General features: G+C 66.0%; 12 protein-coding genes. 9 read left to right on the top strand and 3 right to left on the bottom strand.

What is annotated here, in order from left to right:
- The first annotated feature begins 139 nt into the window (after nucleotides 1-139).
- From ACQ4W0_RS17935 to ACQ4W0_RS17895, 9 genes are all read left to right on the top strand, one after another.
- On the top strand, nucleotides 140-1,837 hold the full coding sequence (locus ACQ4W0_RS17935) for a methyl-accepting chemotaxis protein (protein WP_436577963.1): 1,698 nt from the start codon (nucleotides 140-142) through the stop codon (nucleotides 1,835-1,837).
- Nucleotides 1,838-1,930: 93 nt separating this feature from the next.
- The gene (locus tag ACQ4W0_RS17930; RefSeq protein WP_436577962.1) at nucleotides 1,931-2,554 is read left to right on the top strand and encodes a hypothetical protein; all 624 of its coding nucleotides are present in this window, start codon (nucleotides 1,931-1,933) and stop codon (nucleotides 2,552-2,554) included.
- Nucleotides 2,551-3,465 (top strand): HDOD domain-containing protein, encoded by a 915-nt coding sequence (locus tag ACQ4W0_RS17925; RefSeq protein WP_436577961.1) that lies wholly within the window; start codon nucleotides 2,551-2,553, stop codon nucleotides 3,463-3,465. The genes ACQ4W0_RS17930 and ACQ4W0_RS17925 overlap by 4 nt, the downstream gene beginning before the upstream one ends.
- A 74-nt stretch (nucleotides 3,466-3,539) precedes the next feature.
- Nucleotides 3,540-4,166, top strand: coding sequence for a response regulator (locus tag ACQ4W0_RS17920; RefSeq protein ID WP_436577960.1), 627 nt, complete (start codon nucleotides 3,540-3,542; stop codon nucleotides 4,164-4,166).
- A 34-nt stretch (nucleotides 4,167-4,200) separates the two neighbouring features.
- A complete protein-coding gene (locus tag ACQ4W0_RS17915; RefSeq protein ID WP_436577959.1) occupies nucleotides 4,201-4,563 on the top strand; it encodes an Hpt domain-containing protein in 363 nt (120 codons plus the stop codon).
- Nucleotides 4,560-6,773, top strand: a complete 2,214-nt coding sequence (locus ACQ4W0_RS17910; protein WP_436577958.1) for a hybrid sensor histidine kinase/response regulator — start codon at nucleotides 4,560-4,562, stop codon at nucleotides 6,771-6,773. Before ACQ4W0_RS17915 ends, ACQ4W0_RS17910 begins: the two co-directional genes overlap by 4 nt.
- Nucleotides 6,774-6,935: 162 nt before the next feature.
- Nucleotides 6,936-8,618, top strand: a complete 1,683-nt coding sequence (locus ACQ4W0_RS17905) for a sensor histidine kinase (RefSeq protein ID WP_436577957.1) — start codon at nucleotides 6,936-6,938, stop codon at nucleotides 8,616-8,618.
- Nucleotides 8,619-8,666: 48 nt separating this feature from the next.
- Nucleotides 8,667-12,101 (top strand): response regulator, encoded by a 3,435-nt coding sequence (locus tag ACQ4W0_RS17900; RefSeq protein ID WP_436577956.1) that lies wholly within the window; start codon nucleotides 8,667-8,669, stop codon nucleotides 12,099-12,101.
- Between the two features lie 33 nt (nucleotides 12,102-12,134).
- Nucleotides 12,135-12,260: a hypothetical protein gene (locus tag ACQ4W0_RS17895; protein ID WP_257218121.1), complete on the top strand. Its 126-nt coding sequence runs from the start codon at nucleotides 12,135-12,137 to the stop codon at nucleotides 12,258-12,260.
- Nucleotides 12,261-12,264: 4 nt separating this feature from the next.
- Here the strand turns inward: ACQ4W0_RS17895 and ACQ4W0_RS17890 are convergent, their stop codons facing one another.
- The 3 genes from ACQ4W0_RS17890 to ACQ4W0_RS17880 all read right to left on the bottom strand — a co-directional run bounded on the left by ACQ4W0_RS17890 (nucleotide 12,265) and on the right by ACQ4W0_RS17880 (nucleotide 16,174).
- The gene (locus ACQ4W0_RS17890; protein WP_436577955.1) at nucleotides 12,265-13,476 is read right to left on the bottom strand and encodes an NnrS family protein; all 1,212 of its coding nucleotides are present in this window, start codon (nucleotides 13,474-13,476) and stop codon (nucleotides 12,265-12,267) included.
- 124 nt (nucleotides 13,477-13,600) lie between these two features.
- Nucleotides 13,601-14,263 (bottom strand): response regulator, encoded by a 663-nt coding sequence (locus ACQ4W0_RS17885; RefSeq protein WP_436577954.1) that lies wholly within the window; start codon nucleotides 14,261-14,263, stop codon nucleotides 13,601-13,603.
- Nucleotides 14,264-14,287: 24 nt separating this feature from the next.
- Complete coding sequence (locus tag ACQ4W0_RS17880) at nucleotides 14,288-16,174, bottom strand: type IV pili methyl-accepting chemotaxis transducer N-terminal domain-containing protein (RefSeq protein WP_436577953.1); 1,887 nt, start codon at nucleotides 16,172-16,174, stop codon at nucleotides 14,288-14,290.
- Between the last annotated feature and the right edge of the window lies 1 nt (nucleotide 16,175).

Here is a 16,175-nt window from a genome sequence, read left to right as displayed (position 1 = left end):
CTGGCCTCATAAAAACACAAAATAAATCAAATAAATCACAAATTTCTCGAATAAATCAAATTTATGACGTAAAATGAAAATCAGTAACCCTGCGACCGATTTTCCCGATTCTCAACTTTCACGTGGAGCGGCACCCATCATGACTATCGCCCAACGCCTGTATGCATTGATACTCTCCGTCGTCCTGGGACTGGCCGCCCTGGCCGGCTTCAGCATCTATGAAATGGACCGCGTGTACACGGCGGCCAGCTATGCCACGGTCAACACCATTCCCAGCCTGCTGACCCTGAACCAGGCTTTCGTGCCCTTCACGCAAATGCGCACGGCCGTCTGGCAGCACATGACCAGCAAGGATGCCGCCGTGCGCGACAAGCTGGAAGCGGGCATCAAGGAAGCGCGCGCGGCAGTCAACCAGGCACTCGACAAATATGAGAAAGAAGATATTTCCGACGAGCAAGATAGAGCGCTGTTAGCCGCGGACCGCGCAGTGCTGCTGCGCTACGACGCCGTGCGCGACAAGGTAATGGCGCTGTCGAAGGCGGGCGAGCCCGACGCGGCGCGCGACTTGCTGATGCAGAACCAGCCCATCGTCAAGGAACTGGTCGACGCGTTTGCCGCCCACCACCACTACAACGAAAGCCTGGCCGCCAAGGGCGCCGCCGACGGCGCCGTTACCGTTGCCAGTGCACGCTGGATTTCCAGCGGCCTGGCCCTGGCCGTGACGGTGCTGGTGGCTGGTATGGGCCTGCTGCTGGCGCGGCGCATCGTCGCCTCGCTCGCCAGCGCCATCGGCGTGGCCCGCACCATCGCAGGCGGCGACCTCAGCGTGCAGGTCAAGGCCACTTCAAAAGACGAAGTGGGCCAGTTGATGACAGCCATGGCCGAGATGAGCGAGAGCCTGGTGCGCATCGTGGCCGAAGTGCGTTCCGGCACGGAGACCATCAGCACGGCCTCGAGCCAGATCGCGGCGGGCAACCTGGACCTGTCGGCACGCACGGAACAGCAAGCCGGCTCGCTGGAAGAAACCGCCTCGGCCATGGAAGAACTGACGGCCACCGTGCGGCAAAACTCGGACAATGCCCGCCAGGCCAAGCAGATGGCCGTCAGCGCCTCGGAAAAGGCGGTGCGGGGCGGCGAGGTGATGGGCGACGTCATCCGCACCATGGACGCGATCGACAACTCGGCCAACAAGATCGCCGATATCATTGGCGTCATCGACGGCATCGCCTTCCAGACCAACATCCTGGCCCTGAATGCGGCCGTGGAAGCGGCGCGCGCCGGGGAGCAAGGGCGCGGCTTTGCCGTCGTGGCAACCGAAGTGCGCAACCTGGCGCACCGTTCAGCGGCGGCCGCCAAGGAAATCAAGGTACTCATCAGCGACTCCGTCGAGCAGGTGGAACAAGGTGGCAAGCTGGTCCAGCAAGCCGGCGCGGCCATGACGGAAGTCGTCGACACGGTACGCAGCGTCACCGACATCGTCAGCGAAATCTCGGCCGCCAGCGCCGAGCAGAGCACGGGCATCGACGAAATCAACCGCGCCATCACGCAGATGGATGAAGTCACGCAGCAGAATGCGGCCCTGGTCGAAGAAGCGGCGGCGGCATCGCAATCGATGCAGGAGCAGGCGGGCAAGCTGGCCAGCGTGGTCGGCACCTTCAAGCTGGCGCATGACCAGGGCAACGCGACGCAACAGAGCACGCCGGTGCGCCACGCCGCAGCCACCCAGCGGCCTGCGCCGCGCAAGACGGCGCCGCTCAAGCTGGTCGCCCGGCGCGACCCCGGCCCGGCCCGCAGCACGGCCAGCACCAGTGCCGGCGGCGACTGGGAAGAATTCTGAACCCGTCGCCACACAGGATCACCGGCATCGATCGCCCTGGAGCATCGCCATGACATCCGCTTTCAACCACTCTCACTACATGCAGGCATAGCCATGAGCGCCTTCCTCGCCGTCCATCCTTACCTTCGCTGCGGCGACGTCTCGCTGATGCGGCCGGCGCTGGTTCTGGCAGGTCTGCTGTTGCTGCTGGCCGCCCTGCTCTGGCACCGCCTCCGCTGGCGCCATGCCGGCCGCGCGCCGGCTGCCGATCTGCATCAGCAACTGCAAATGCGCAGGGCCACCAAGCCGGCCAAGGCGGCAGACACGGCACCGACGGCCGAGCCCGAGGCGCGGGATACGCCGCCGTTCGAGCTGGCCCGCCTGGATGCCATGTTCGGCTACGACCGGCGTCTGCAAGGCGAGATTCTGGCCCTGTTCGTGGCCGAGACGCGCGACCGCCTGGCCGGCATCGCCCATGCGCTGCGCTGCGAACGCCCCGCCCCGGCACGCGTGCTGGCACAGGAAATTCTCGACAGCAGCCAGGCCATGGGACTGCTCCCTCTGCAGGCCCTGGCGCGCCAGGCCGTGCATGCGGGCTTTTCCAACGATATCGGCGCGCTGCGCCGCCTGCATGCGGACCTGCTGATGGCGCTTGACGTGCTGTCGCAAGCGGTCACCGCCCTGCAAACGGGCGCCGCGCAGGCGGATGACTGCAGCGGTATTGGGAGCCGGCCATGAATGCGCACATCGATCTGGCGAGCCTGCTCGGCGGCGCCATCCTGCCCTCGCCCGCCTGGCGGCGCCACTGGCTGGCGACGCTGTGCCGGCAGCAGCTAACGTTCGATGAACTGGCCGAACAACTGGGCTGCGATCCATCCCTGACCGGCAAGGTCATCGGCCTGGCGAATGCCGCCGTGCCGCCGGGCGAGCGCGTGCATGCGGCAGTCGACGCCGCGATGCTGGCCGCCATCGGCCTGCCCGCCCTGCGCCAGGCGTTCGCCATCCCGGCCCTGCCAGCGGCCACGTGTGCGCACTTCGACGAGCAGCGATTCTGGTCGCACTCGCTGGCCATGGCCTGCGCCGCCCGCGTGGCGGGCGATGCGCTGCAACTGGCGCCGGCCAAAGAGCTGTACACCTGCGGCTTGCTGGCCAACATCGGCCAACTGGCCCTGGCCATGCTGCATCCGCAAGCGTATGGACAACTGCTGGGCCAGCACGGCAGCGCTGCCAGGGCGCTGCTGCTGTGCGAAGAATCGCGGCGCTTCGGCCACCATCAGCTGGCGCTGTCAGCCAGCCTCATGCGGGGTTGGGGCATGCCCGACGTCCTGTGCGACGCCGTGCGCTGCCATGCCGCGCCGCCCGGCTTCGGGCAGGCCGGACGCATGACAGAGCTGGCCTGGCTGCTGAAACTGGCCAGCAGTTTCGCCGACCTGATACTGCGCAATGGCGTGGGGCCGCGCGGGCCGGCCATGGCCGCAGCGCAGGTACTGGGTCTGGATGCGGATCACATGGAAACCCTGCTGCGCCACAGCAACGCGGAGTGGAGCGAATGGCGCGAGATCCTGGAGCCGCACGCCCATATTGCCGTTTGCCGCACGCGCAGCAGAATCCGGCCCGCCGCACGGCAGGTTTTTAGTGAATTCATCTAATTTGTTGAAATTGATTTTTTGAGCGTGATTGCGTATCATTCCATTCAACTTCATCCTCGAGCATAAAGCCCATCATGCACACTGCAGACGTATGCACTACCCAAAAGGCCGCCGAAATCCTCGGCATCTCGGTCACATCGGTGCAGCAACTGGTCGAGGCAGGCGTGATCGAAGCCTGGAAGACCAAGGGCGGCCACCGGCGCATTCCCCTCGCGGCCGTCGAGGCCTACAAGGGCAATCCCGGCCAGCCAGGCCAGGAGCAGCGCGCGGCGCGGGCCAAGCGCCCCGCACCATCGAGCCGCCCGCCGTCCATCCTGGTGATCGAAGACAATCCGATCGAACGCGCGCTGTATGAAAAACAGATCGGTTCATGGGGCTTGCAGGCAAGCTTGCGCTTTTGCGAGAACGGCTACCAGGCGCTGATGGAAATCGCCCGCGACCAGCCCGACATCCTGTTGGCCGACATCATCATGGAAGGCATCGACGGCTACGAGGTGATCCGCACCATCCTGGCCGACCCGCTGCTGGCGGACATGCATATCGCCATGCTGTCGAGCCTGACGCCGGAGGAACTGGAAGAGCGCGGTGGCGTGCCGCCCGGCGTGGTGTTCTTTGCCAAGCCCGTCAATTACGACGAGTTGCGCGGCTATCTGCGCGCCTGCTGCGCCGGCCATGCGCGGCGCAACAGCCTGGCCGCCTAGCCCGCCACCGCTTCCCCTTCGCCACGGAGCCCCCATGCAAGCCTATCGCCACATCGATCCAGCCGTGCTGTTCCAGGCCACCGGCCACGACCTGGAAATGTTCCGCGCCCTGTCCCAGACCTACCTCGACACGTCGCCGGCCATGTTTGCGCGCGTGGAACAGGCCGTACGCAGCGGCGCGGCGCAAGCCATCGTGCACGGCTGCCATACCTTGCGCGGCACCGTGGCCCTGCTGGGCGCCAGCGCCCTGGTGGCGCGCCTGGCGGAGCTGGAGCAACTGGTGCGCCACCAGGGCGTGGCGGCAGGCGGCTGGCTGGCGGAAACGGCGGCGCTACTCGGCGCAGTGGAGCAGGAGGTACGCCGCAGCATGCGCGAGTACACCGGCGCGCAGGCATGACCCCACGCCAGGCCGTCCTGCGCCTGGCGCACCGCTATCGCCCGCGCACCACGGCAGCCGTGGTGGGCCTGATGCTGGTGTGCCTGCTGGCGCTGCGCATCGTCGTTTCCGGCGTGCTGCTGCACCGCGAAGCCGTCGATGACTGGAAACAGGACCTGTCCAACCTGTCGCTGCTGCTGGCGGAAAACACGGCGCAAAGCATGACGGCGGCCCGCCTGGTGCTCGACAGCGTCAGCAACGACATCCAGGCCGCCGCCCCCGCGTCCGCCGACGCGCTGGCCGCCGCCGTCGGCACTCCGGCCATGCACCAGCTGCTGCTGCACAAGATCGGCGGCGTGCCGCAAGTGGACGTCGTGTCCATCGTCGGCAGCGATGCCAGCGTGCTGGCCTTCAGCCGCGCCTATCCCGCGCCGCCCATCCGCCTCGACGAGCGCGATTACTTCGAGTATCACCGGCGCCACCCGGACGGCGGCATGCATGTCAGCGCGCCCGTGCAAAACAAGGGCAATGGCGCCTGGACCTTCTATATCAGCCGGCGCATCAGCAGCCCGGACGGCCGCTTCCTGGGCGTGGTGCTGGTGGGCCTGTCGTGCGACTTCTTCAGCAAATTCTTCCAGAACACCAGCATCGGCGAACACACGGCCTTTTCCCTGTACCGCAGCGACTACACGCTGCTGGCCCGCTGGCCAGCCGTGCCCGCCATGATGGGCAAGCGCAACCTGACGGGCAGGACCTACCGCCTGCTGGAACAGGGCAAGACGCATGGCGTGCTGCAGGTGGAATTGCCGCGCGCGGCCGAGCAGGGACGCACGGTCGACCGCCTGGCAGGCGTACGCCTGGTGCGCGACTTTCCGCTGGCCATCAACGTGACCATCACCGACGACGTCTACCTGGCGGACTGGCGGCGCATGCTGCGCACCATGGGCGGGGCGGCAGTCATCAGCCTGCTCGTGCTGGCCCTGTCCATCGCGCTGATCACGGCCCTGCTGCGGCGCCAGGAGCGCGACGCGGCCATGGCGCTGGCGCTGCAGGCAAGCGCGGAAGCGGCGAATGCCGCCAAGTCGCGCTTCCTGGCCATCATGAGCCACGAGATCCGCACGCCCATGGCCGGCATCGCCGGCATGGCCGAACTGCTGCAGGAAACCGGACTCGACGCCTCTCAGCAACAATATGCGCACCGCATCGGCGATGGCGTGCAGCACCTGATGCGCATCCTGAACGACATCCTCGACCTGTCCAAGGTGGAGGCAGGCCAGATGGGCATCGAGCTGCGCGACTTCGACCCGCGCCTGCTGCTCGACGACGTGCTGGCGCTGCACCGCCCGCAAGCCGACAGGAAGAAGCTGCACCTTGTCAGCGAAATCGGCAACAGCGTGCCACAACGCGTGTGCTCGGACCGCACGCGCCTCGCGCAAATCCTCGGCAACCTGCTCAGCAATGCCATCAAATTTACGCCCTCGGGCAGCGTGACCGTGCGCCTGCACCTGGAAGCGGCCACGCCGGACAGCGCCAGCGCCTGCCTCGTCGCCAGCGTCAACGACCAGGGCATCGGCATGAGCCAGCAGCAGCTGAGCCGCATCTTCGAACCGTTTTGCCAGGCCGACGACAGCATCAGCGGCGCCTATGGCGGCACGGGCCTGGGCCTGAGCATCTGCAAGCACCTGGTGACGCTGCTGGGCGGCGAGATTTTCTGCAGCAGCGCGCGCGGCGCCGGTTCCCGCTTCACCGTGCGCCTTCCCTGCCAGGCGGCCCAGGCGCCAGCCGCTTCCATGCCGGAGACGGCGCCAGCGCCGCCCGCCGCAGCCGCAACCCCACCCGCATCGGCATCCGTGCCGGGCGCGCGCATCCTGCTGGTCGAGGATACGGCGCTGAACCGCCAGCTGGTGTGCCTGCAGCTGGCCGCCCGCGGCTACAGCATCGACACGGCGGAGAACGGCGCACTGGGCCTGCAGGCACTGGCCGCGCAGCGGTACGACCTGGTCCTGATGGACTGCATGATGCCCGTCATGGATGGCTACCAGGCTTGCCAGGCCCTGCGTGCCCGCGAAGCGTCCAGCGGCGCGCCGCGCCTGCCCGTCATCGCCCTGACGGCCGGCGTCACCGGGGACGACCGGCAACGCTGCGTGGCGGCCGGCATGGACGATTATCTGTCCAAGCCCTTTACGGCCGCCCAGCTGCGCGCGATGGTGGAGCGCTGGCTGACGCGCTAAGTAAGCCGGCCCGGCGCTGAATACAACATTTCCTCGCAAAAATCAATTTATTCGATAAAATCAATTGTATTCGCTATAATTGATAAATTAACGCGTCAGTGACGCCGGGCATCCGCGCATAACGGAAGACTTGGCAGACCTGGCAGACCTGGCGGAGGCAACATGCGGGAGCACAGAAACTGGAAGGCCATGGCTTGGGAGCGCTGCGATACGCGCACCCTGCTGTCGCTTTTCATGGCGCTCCTGCTGGCGGGGCTGTGGAGCATCACCGTGCTGCAATTGCAGCGCGCACACGACGCCGCCATCAGCGATGCCGGGCGCGATGCGCACAGCATGGCGCGCGTCTTCGACGAACACGCGATCCGCACGATCGAGGCGGCGGATCAGGCGGTCACCTACCTGCGCAGCCGCTACCAGGCGCTGGGCAAGCGCCTCGACATCGTGGCGGACCTGCAGCAAGGCCTCAATCCCGGCCCCCTGTACAACCTGTTTACCATCGTCGATGAACAGGGCGACACTGTACTGTCGAGCCACCCCTTCAAACCGACCAAGCTGGCCGATCGCGAGCACATCCGCGTGCACATGCAGCGCGACAGTGGCGAACTGTATGTCAGCAAGCCGGTGCTGGGCCGCGTGTCGAAAAAATGGTCGATCCAGATGACGCGCCGCATCAACCATGCCGATGGCAGCTTCAAGGGCGTGGTGGTGGTCTCGATGGATCCGTATTACTTCACGCGTCTGTATGACGAAGTCGACCTGGGCGGCAACAGCTCCATCGCGATCATCGGCGACGACGGCGTGGTGCGTGCGCGCCGGGTCGGCTCCGTCAACACCATTGGCCAGGATATCGGCGGCAGCAAGGTATTTGCCTTGATGCAAGGAAAAATGCGGGGCAACTTCACCGAACGCAGCCCCATCGACGGCATCGAACGCTTCTACGCCTTCGAAAAACTGGCCAACTACCCGCTCTACATGCTGGTCGGACTGGACCGCGACACGGTATTGGCCGACTACGTCTCGCGCCGCAACCAGACCTTGCTGATGGCTGCCGTCACGAGCGCGCTGATCGTGCTGTCCTGGGCTGCGCTGGTGCTGCTGATCGGCCGCCTGGTCGACAGCCGCGCCAGGGCCATCGCCGCCAGCGAGGCCAAGTCGCGCTTCCTGTCGAACATGTCGCATGAATTGCGCACGCCCCTGAACGGCGTCCTGGGTTTCTCCGAGCTGCTGCTGGAGCGGCTGCGCGAGCCGGAACAGGCCGCCTACGCGCAAACGATACAGGACAGCGGCCGCCAATTGCTGGCCATGGTCGAGGCGGCGATGGAACTGAGCGCGCTCGAAAACGACCAGGTGCGGCTGGAGTCTGCCGCCGTGCCGCTGGACCAACTGCTGGCGCTGGCGCTGGCGCCGCACCGGCAGCGCGCGGCGCACAAGGGCCTGCTGCTGGCCTCGCAGGTCGCGCCCGCAACGCCGCTCAGCATCGATTGCGACCGCGTCCGTCTGGTGCGCGTGCTCGATATCCTGCTCGACAATGCCATCCGTTACACGTCCGCAGGGCGGGTCGATGTTCATGTCCTGGCGAGTGGCGCCGACTTGCATATCGAGGTGCGCGATACAGGCATCGGCATTGCGCAGGCGCAGCAAGCCGAGATCTTCGAAAAATTCTCGCAGGTGGACGACTCGCCAAGCCGCGCCCATGGTGGCGCCGGCATGGGCCTGGCCATCGCGCGCCAGCTCGTCACCTTGATGGGCGGCAGCATCGGCGTGGAGTCCGCGCCGGGCCGCGGCGCCACCTTCCGCCTGCGACTGCCGCTGGGCGGCAAATTGGCCACACTATCGCATGCATAGTTGTGCGCTAAAGTTGTTATCCATCCCTATCGGGTATAGCATCGCCCCATGACTTACCACACAGATGCGGCGGCGGTACGCAGAAAATGGATCGAATGGCTGCTTTTACTCCTCGGGCTGCTCCTCGTGGCTGCCGCCCTTGCCTACGCGCATCTGGCCGAAGCCTCGCGGCACGACGCGGCCGAACGTGAACGGCTCAGCGTGCTGACGGCACTGCTGGCAAAAAATATCGAAGTCGACCTGGCGGCGACCAACCTGGTGCTCGACGGCGTGATCCGCGACTATCTTGGCGCCGGTGCCGCGGCGGACTCCGGGCAAGCCCTGCCCCGGCGCCTGGCCGCAGTAGTCGACGCCATGCCGGGCGTGCGCACCATGCTGGTCATCGATGCGAAGGGCAAGCCGATCGCCACCAATATCGCGGAACTGGCCGACCAGGATTTTTCGCGCCGCGCTTACTTCCAGACGGCGCGCGACGCCCCTGATGCGCGCATGCTGTACATCTCGGCGCCCTTCCACTCCTTCAAGGGGGACCTGGTCATCACGGCGTCGCGCATGGTGCAGGACAGGCAGGGCCGCTTTGCCGGCGTGGTGGTGGCCACCCTCGATCCTGAATACTTCACGGCCAAGTTCCGCACCGCCATGTATGCCCCCGACGTCTGGGCCGTAGTGTTGCATGGCGACGGCCGGCAATTCCTGAACTATCCCGCCAAGGCCGCCGATGGCGGCAATATGGATGTTCCCGGCAGCTTCCTGCGGCGCTTCCGCGACAGCGGCTATCAAGCTGGCGTCCTGAGCGGCGTCGAGATTGCCGGCGCCGCCGCACCCCGCATCATGGCCATGGCGACCATCGCGCCTCCCGCGCTGCACATGGACCGTGCCATCATCATCGGCCTGAGCCGAGAAGAAGCGGCCATCGCCTCCCCGTTGCAGCGGCAGGCGCTGGTCTACATCCTCTGCTTTGCCATGCTGGCGCTGGCCGGGGCCAGCCTGCTGTTCTGGAGCCAGCGGCGGCGCCAACAACAGGCCGCCTGGCATGCAGAACAGGAAACGGAGCGCCAGACCATGCAAGCCGTGTCCGACAGCGAAACGCGCTTTCGCACGCTGATCGAAGATGCGCCCGTGGCCATCGCCATCCTGCGCCACGGCCGCTTCATCTACTCGAATCCCCGCTACCGCAGGCTGCATGGCTACTCGTTTGAAGACGATCTGAACGGCCTGCCCTGGTCCGCCATGATTTCCGCGCAATCGCAGGCGGCACTGGCCACCAACGAAGCGCTGATCGAGGCGGACTCGCCCAGCGAACAGGTGTTCGAGGCCATCGGCCTCGACAAGCAGGGCCTTCCCGTGCCCGTGTTCAAGACCACCGCGCGCGTGATGCTCAAGGATGGACCGGCCACCTTGATCTTTGTGCAGGATATTTCCGCGCAAAAGCAGGCCGAAGAGGCCATGCTGCTGGCGCGCGATGCGGCCGAAGCGGCCAACCGCAGCAAGGCGGAATTCCTCGCCAACATGAGCCATGAAATCCGCTCGCCGCTGAACGCCATCCTCGGCTTGGCATGGCTGCTGGAACGGGGCAGCCTGGACGGCGAAGGACTCGAGATGACGCGCAAGATCCGCGCCGCCGGCCAGTCCTTGCTGGGCATCATCAACGACGTGCTCGACGTGTCGAAAATCGAGGCGGGCCACATGACCATCGAGCAGGCGCCGTTCCGCCTGGCCGAGGTGATCGAGAAGATCGCCGCCAGCATGGGCGTTGCCGCGCATGACAAGCCCATCGCCGTGCGCACCGGGCCACTGCCCGACGGTGTGGACCGGGTGCTGGGCGACGCGCTGCGCCTGGAACAGGTGCTGGTCAACCTGACCAGCAATGCCATCAAGTTCACGGCGCGAGGCACGGTCGAGCTGTTGACCACACTGGAGCGCCGCGATGGCGACGCCGCCGTGCTGCGTTTCAGCGTGCGCGACACGGGCATCGGCGTCGCCCCCGAGGTGCAGGAGACGATCTTTTCCGCCTTCGCGCAGGCCGACACGTCCACCACGCGCCGCTTCGGCGGCACGGGCCTGGGCCTGACCATCTGCCGCCAGCTGGTCAGCCTGATGGGCGGCTCGCTGCGCCTGAAAAGCGGCCTGGGCCAAGGCAGCGACTTCAGTTTCACCGTGCCGCTGCAATTGCTGCCCGCCGGCGCCCTGTCCTCGCCCGACATGCAAGCCTTGCATGCCCTGCTGGTCGATGCCAACGCCGACACGCGCGATGCCGTTGCCGCCGTGGCGCGCGGCCTGGGCTGGAGCGTGCATGCCGTGTCCGGCGGGCGGGCGGCCCTCGACCATGTGCTCGCCTGCGCCGAGGGCGCGCGGCCCGGCATCGTCCTGCTGGCCGCGCGCATGCCGGAGCTGGACGGCGAAGCCACTGCGCGCGCGCTGCGCGAACACCTGCCACCGCAGGACTGCCCCATCATCATCCTGGCGGCCAGCGGCGCGCCAGCCACGCGGCCAGCACGCCGCCATACCGACCCGGCCGATCCGGCCGATGCGGTCCTCAACGAACCGGTGACGGCGTCCAGCCTGTACAACGCGACGATGGAAGCGCGCCAGCAGCGCGCCAGGGCTGCCGGCATGGATGCCAGCCTGGGTACGCTGGAAGAACGCATGCTTGCCGGCGTACGCGTGCTGGTGGTCGACGACAGCGAAATCAACCGCGATGTGGTCAATCATATCCTGTGCGACCAGGGGGCAGTGCCGTCGTTCGCCTGCGATGGCAGGCAGGCGCTGGACTGGCTGCTGGCCCACCCCGCCGCCGTCGACATCGTGCTGATGGATGTGCAGATGCCCGTCATGGATGGCTTGCAGGCGACGCGCGCGCTGCGCCAGCTGCCGCAGTTTCAAGACCTGCCCGTGGTGGCGCTGACGGCCGGGGCGTTCCAGACACAGCGCACGGCGGCACTGGAAGCGGGCGTGAATTATTTCATCAGCAAACCATTCGACGTGCCGCAGACCATCGCCCTGATCGCGCGCGCGCATCGCCGCCATGCGCAAGGGCTGCCAGCCCTGACGCCGGACATGGCCGAAGCGACGATGCCCGTGCCGCCGTGCGGCGCGGCATCCGTCATCGACCTGACGCAAGGCATGGCGCTGTGGCTGAATGAGGCGCCCTACCGCCAGCATCTGTCGCGCTTTGGCAGCACCTACCGCAACTCGGTGGGCGCCATGCGCACGCTGCTGGCAGCCAACGCAAGCGACGATGCCGCCGCACTGGCGCACAAGCTGGCGGGCGAGGCTGGCAGCCTGGCCCTACCCGCCACCTTGCAAGCCGCGCAGCAAGCAGAACAGTTGCTGCACGCCGGCGACGATGCGTCGGCCGCGCTCGATACACTGGAACAGGCCCTGACGCACGCCATCGATGCCATCGCTGCCTTCACGGCGCAGACGCCAGCGGCCGGCCAGCCGGCCTTACCAGAAACTCAACATGGCAGTGCATGCCAATGATAAACTTGCCAATATGAAAATTTGGGAGACGCCATGATCTGGTGCAGGGATTTGCTGCTGAGAGCCTTCATGCTGGGCATGCTGTTATTTGTCGTGGGCGAATCGCTGTCCTACTGGACGCCGGAAATCAAAAAACTGCTGGCCTGGCGCCCTTTCTGACAGCTTAGCCTTCGCGGCCATCCACCCTGGCGCGCCACAGATAGGGCGCGTACACGCACGCATACAAGCCAAAGGCCAGCGACCAGCACGCGCCTGCGGCCAGCAGCAGCGGCATGGACAGCGCTGCAGGACCGACAGCGGCCAGCAGGCGTGCCAGCGCGCCCAGCTGGATCAGCCAGTACATCGCTGCTTCCGCCCTGCCGCCCGTCAAAGGACGCCCCGTGTGACCCAGGGTGGTGCGCGTCATCATGCCGATGATCAATCCCGCCATCGACCCCACCGTCAGCGCGTGAAATGCGGCGCTGGCCGGCAGCAGCCCCAGGCTGGCCAGCGCCAGCAGCGCAAAGCCGACGCCTATCCACGCATACGACAGGTGCAAAATCCACAGCAAGGGCACGCGCAAGGTGCGCTGCGGCTGCCAGGCCAGCAGATTGGCCAGCGAGACGCCAGCAGCGCAAAAAGCCAGCGGCGCCGTCAGCCAGGCTGGCGCGCCTGCCAGCCACGCAATGGCGGCCGCCGCCATGCAGGCCACGGCGACCAGCGCCCGCTTCGGACTGGCCACCGGCGTACTGCCTGGCGCCCCGTTGCGCGTAAACATGGGGATCACGCGCGCACCGATCACCGATTCGATCAGCACGATGATGAAGATGGCCGCCTGCACGGGCACGAACAGCGACAGCGGCAACGCGCCCAGCACGGCCGCATGGAACAGGCCATTGGCCAGCGCCAGCAAGGCCAGCAGGCCCACCAGGAACAGGTTGCGCGTATTGCCCGAGCGGCGCAGCACCTGGTACAGGGGCCAGGCGGCCAGCGGCAGGAACAGCCACTCGACCAGCGCCGCCACCAGTCCGGGGCCGCACAGCATGGCGATGCGCCCCGCCAGCCACAGCGCCACCAGCGCCATCAGTTGCGCGCCGTGCGGCGTGGGCAAGCCCGTCCAGTTGCGCCCCGCCGTGTACAGGAAACCCACGACGACGGCCAGCGCGAAGCCGAACACCATTTCATGCATATGCCAGCCCAGGCCCACCTGCAGGCCACCTTGCAGCAAACCGGCATAGCTGGCCAGCCACAGGGGGATGCTGATGGCCGCAAACACGGCCGCCACCAGATAAAATGGGCGGAAACCCAGCTGCCAGACGGCATGGCGGACATGCCAGGGAGCGGCGCTGGCTGTCGTGGAAGGTGGGGAAGGTTCGCTGATCGGGGTGATGGCCATGATGGACTCGTATTTGAGATATATGCGTTAAAGATATATTCAATATACTACTTTAAAAGCGCAAATACCGCCATCGGCAAAAGGACTAAGCGGCTAGCCCGCAGTGACTAGCCGGCACTGCGGGCTACTTGCCCTGGCGGTGCTCGACCGCATACACGGCCGCCTGCACGCGGCTGGTGAGGTTAAGTTTTTTCAGCACGTTCTGCACATGGATCTTGACCGTGCTTTCGGCCAGGTCGAGGGTGCGCGCGATGCCCTTGTTGCTCTCGCCGCGCGACAGGCAGTCGATGATTTCCTTTTCGCGCGGCGTGAGCTTGTCGAGTTCCGACACGGGTTCCTCGCGCCGTGAGCCCGCCTGCAGCTGCGCCACCAGCTTGCCCGTCATCGCTTCGGCGATGACGACTTCGCCGGCGGCCGCTCGGCGGATGGCGCGCACCAGGTAGTCGGCGTCGATATTCTTGATCAGATAGCCGCAGGCGCCCGCGCGCAGGGCCGTCGCCAGGTCCTCGGCGTCTTCGGAGACGGTGAGCATGACGATGGCCGTGTCGGGACAGTCGTGCTGCATCAGCTGCAGCGCTTCGACGCCCGACATGCCGGCCATGTTCAGGTCCAGCAGCACCACGTCGGGCTGCAGCTGAATGGCGCGCTTGATGCCTTCCACGCCGTCGGCCGCCTCGCCCACCACGGAAAAGTCGGTATGCCGCTGCAGCAGCGAGCGGATGCCGCTGCGGAACAGCGCATGGTCGTCCACCAGCATGACAGTGATCGGTTTGACGGGAGTCTCCATTTTTTTATACTTTCAGATAGTTGCTTATGCGGCGCGGCGCTGCTCGCGCGACAGATGCAGTTCGACCGTGGTGCCGCCACCGGGGCAGGCATGCACGTCGAATGTGGCCTCGATGCGCTGCGCGCGCTCGCGCATGATATGGATGCCGACATGGCTGTCGCCCTTTTCCAGCACGGCGCAAGCATCGAAGCCGACGCCATTGTCGCTGATCGTCAGCGTAAAGTCCTGGTGATCGGCCAGGCGCACCTCGACATGGCTGGCCTGGGCGTGCTTGCGGATGTTCGACAGCGCTTCCTGCACGATGAATAGTAACTGCAATTGCTGTTCGCGGGGGAATGGCGCGCCATCGACATCGGCCAGCAGCTCGGCGTCGATGCCCGTCTGGCGGCGGAATTTGTCCACCGCCGCGCGCAGGGAGCCGATCAGATCGTCCTCCATCAGGCGGCTGCGGAAGTTCACCAGCAGTTCGCGCACGTCTTCATAGCTTTCCTTCACGCCCGCATGCAGGGCCGGCACGATGCCCGCCACTTCATCGAAGCGCGCATTGCGCACCGAATCGTCGAGCATCTGCACTTGCAGGTTGAGGAAATTGAGGCTTTGCGCGATGCTGTCATGCAGGCCCTGCGCCACCAGGTTGCGCTCTTCGGAAATGGCCATCTCGCGCTCGCGCGCGGCCAGGCGCAGGTTTTCCAGCGCGATGCCCAGCAGCTGGCCCAGGGTTTCCAGCAGCGCAAGCTCGCGCGCGGAAAACACGCGCGCATGGCGGAAATGCAGGTTGAAAAAGCCCAGGTGCTGTTCGTGCGCGTGGATATGGAAGACGGAGACGGTGGCAAAACCCTCGCGGTGGCAGCGCAGCTCGTGCGCCTTGTCGATGCGGCGCATGTCGTGCACCTTCGCCACTTTCATCTCGACGGCCGTGCCGCACAGGCAGTCGCCCACCTTCAGGCAATGCTCGGACGCCACCAGTTCTTCCGACAGGCCGTGGTGCACCACCATGTGCAGGTTGCCCCGCTCGGCATCGAGCACGCGCACGGTGGAGCCGTCCGCCTCGAAGTAATCGACGATGCGCTGCATGAAGCCGCCGCAAATGTCGGCCAAAGGTTGCGGGCGCTGCAGGAAAGCGGCGCTTTCGTACAGCAGGGCCAGTTCGCGGTTGCGGTATTCCAGGGTGGCCGTCTTGCTGCGCACGCCCTCCTCCAGGTTGCCGTACAGCGCCTGCAGGCGGTCGGCCATCTGGTTGAAGCCACTGGCCAGCTGGCCGAATTCGTCATTGCTTTCGACGGCCAGGCGCACGCTGAAATCGCGCTCCTTCATGCGCTGCATGCCCAAGCGCAGCCGCGTGACCGGTTCAATGATGAGCATGAACATCAGGTAAATCATGCTGACCGTGCCCATGACAGCCATGCCCACCAAGATCAGCTGCGAAGCGCGCAGCCAGAAGGTGCGCTGCTCGCTATCGTGCTCGATCAGCCGCACCAGCTGATCGACCTGGCCGACAAAGGTATCGGCGTCGTGCTCGAACTGGCGCGCGCGCGCGGTGGAATCGGAGGCCAGGGCGGCCGGGCGCAAGGCGCCACGCCAGGCGACGCCGATGCGTTCGAATTCCGACTTGATGGCGGTGCTGGGGGGCAGGAACAAGGGACGCTGCGGGTCGCCATGGCCGATCTTGGCCAGGGTCTCGTCGATCAGCAGCACTTGCTGGCGCGCTTGCTCGCCGGCATCGCTGGCGAGCAGCAGGGTCAGGCGATAGGTCTGCATGCGCAGCCGGCCCGTTTCATTGATGGCGGCAGAGCTGCCTTCGAGTTGCCACGACAAGAACAAGGTGCAGCCGATGGCACTCAATGCCAGCACCAGCATGAGCAGCAGCGCGCCGACGATCTTGGTCGACAGCTTCTGCCAGGAGGAAAACATC

Origin of the sequence: Janthinobacterium breve, from assembly GCF_051380895.1 — a bacterium.
In the GTDB taxonomy this organism is placed as follows: Bacteria; Pseudomonadota; Gammaproteobacteria; order Burkholderiales; family Burkholderiaceae_D; genus Janthinobacterium.
This window is presented reverse-complemented; position numbering and strand designations above follow the sequence as displayed.

Excerpts from the sequence above, each read along its gene's own strand:
- ACQ4W0_RS17915 (WP_436577959.1), top strand. The coding sequence starts at position 4,201 with ATGCAAGCCTATCGCCACATCGATCCAGCCGTGCTGTTCCAGGCCACC.
- ACQ4W0_RS17905 (WP_436577957.1), top strand. The coding sequence starts at position 6,936 with ATGCGGGAGCACAGAAACTGGAAGGCCATGGCTTGGGAGCGCTGCGAT.
- ACQ4W0_RS17935 (WP_436577963.1), top strand. The coding sequence starts at position 140 with ATGACTATCGCCCAACGCCTGTATGCATTGATACTCTCCGTCGTCCTG.
- ACQ4W0_RS17930 (WP_436577962.1), top strand. The coding sequence starts at position 1,931 with ATGAGCGCCTTCCTCGCCGTCCATCCTTACCTTCGCTGCGGCGACGTC.
- ACQ4W0_RS17895 (WP_257218121.1), top strand. The coding sequence starts at position 12,135 with ATGATCTGGTGCAGGGATTTGCTGCTGAGAGCCTTCATGCTGGGCATG.
- ACQ4W0_RS17885 (WP_436577954.1), bottom strand. The coding sequence starts at position 14,263 with ATGGAGACTCCCGTCAAACCGATCACTGTCATGCTGGTGGACGACCAT.
- ACQ4W0_RS17925 (WP_436577961.1), top strand. The coding sequence starts at position 2,551 with ATGAATGCGCACATCGATCTGGCGAGCCTGCTCGGCGGCGCCATCCTG.
- ACQ4W0_RS17910 (WP_436577958.1), top strand. The coding sequence starts at position 4,560 with ATGACCCCACGCCAGGCCGTCCTGCGCCTGGCGCACCGCTATCGCCCG.
- ACQ4W0_RS17920 (WP_436577960.1), top strand. The coding sequence starts at position 3,540 with ATGCACACTGCAGACGTATGCACTACCCAAAAGGCCGCCGAAATCCTC.
- ACQ4W0_RS17890 (WP_436577955.1), bottom strand. The coding sequence starts at position 13,476 with ATGGCCATCACCCCGATCAGCGAACCTTCCCCACCTTCCACGACAGCC.
- ACQ4W0_RS17900 (WP_436577956.1), top strand. The coding sequence starts at position 8,667 with ATGACTTACCACACAGATGCGGCGGCGGTACGCAGAAAATGGATCGAA.
- ACQ4W0_RS17880 (WP_436577953.1), bottom strand. The coding sequence starts at position 16,174 with ATGTTTTCCTCCTGGCAGAAGCTGTCGACCAAGATCGTCGGCGCGCTG.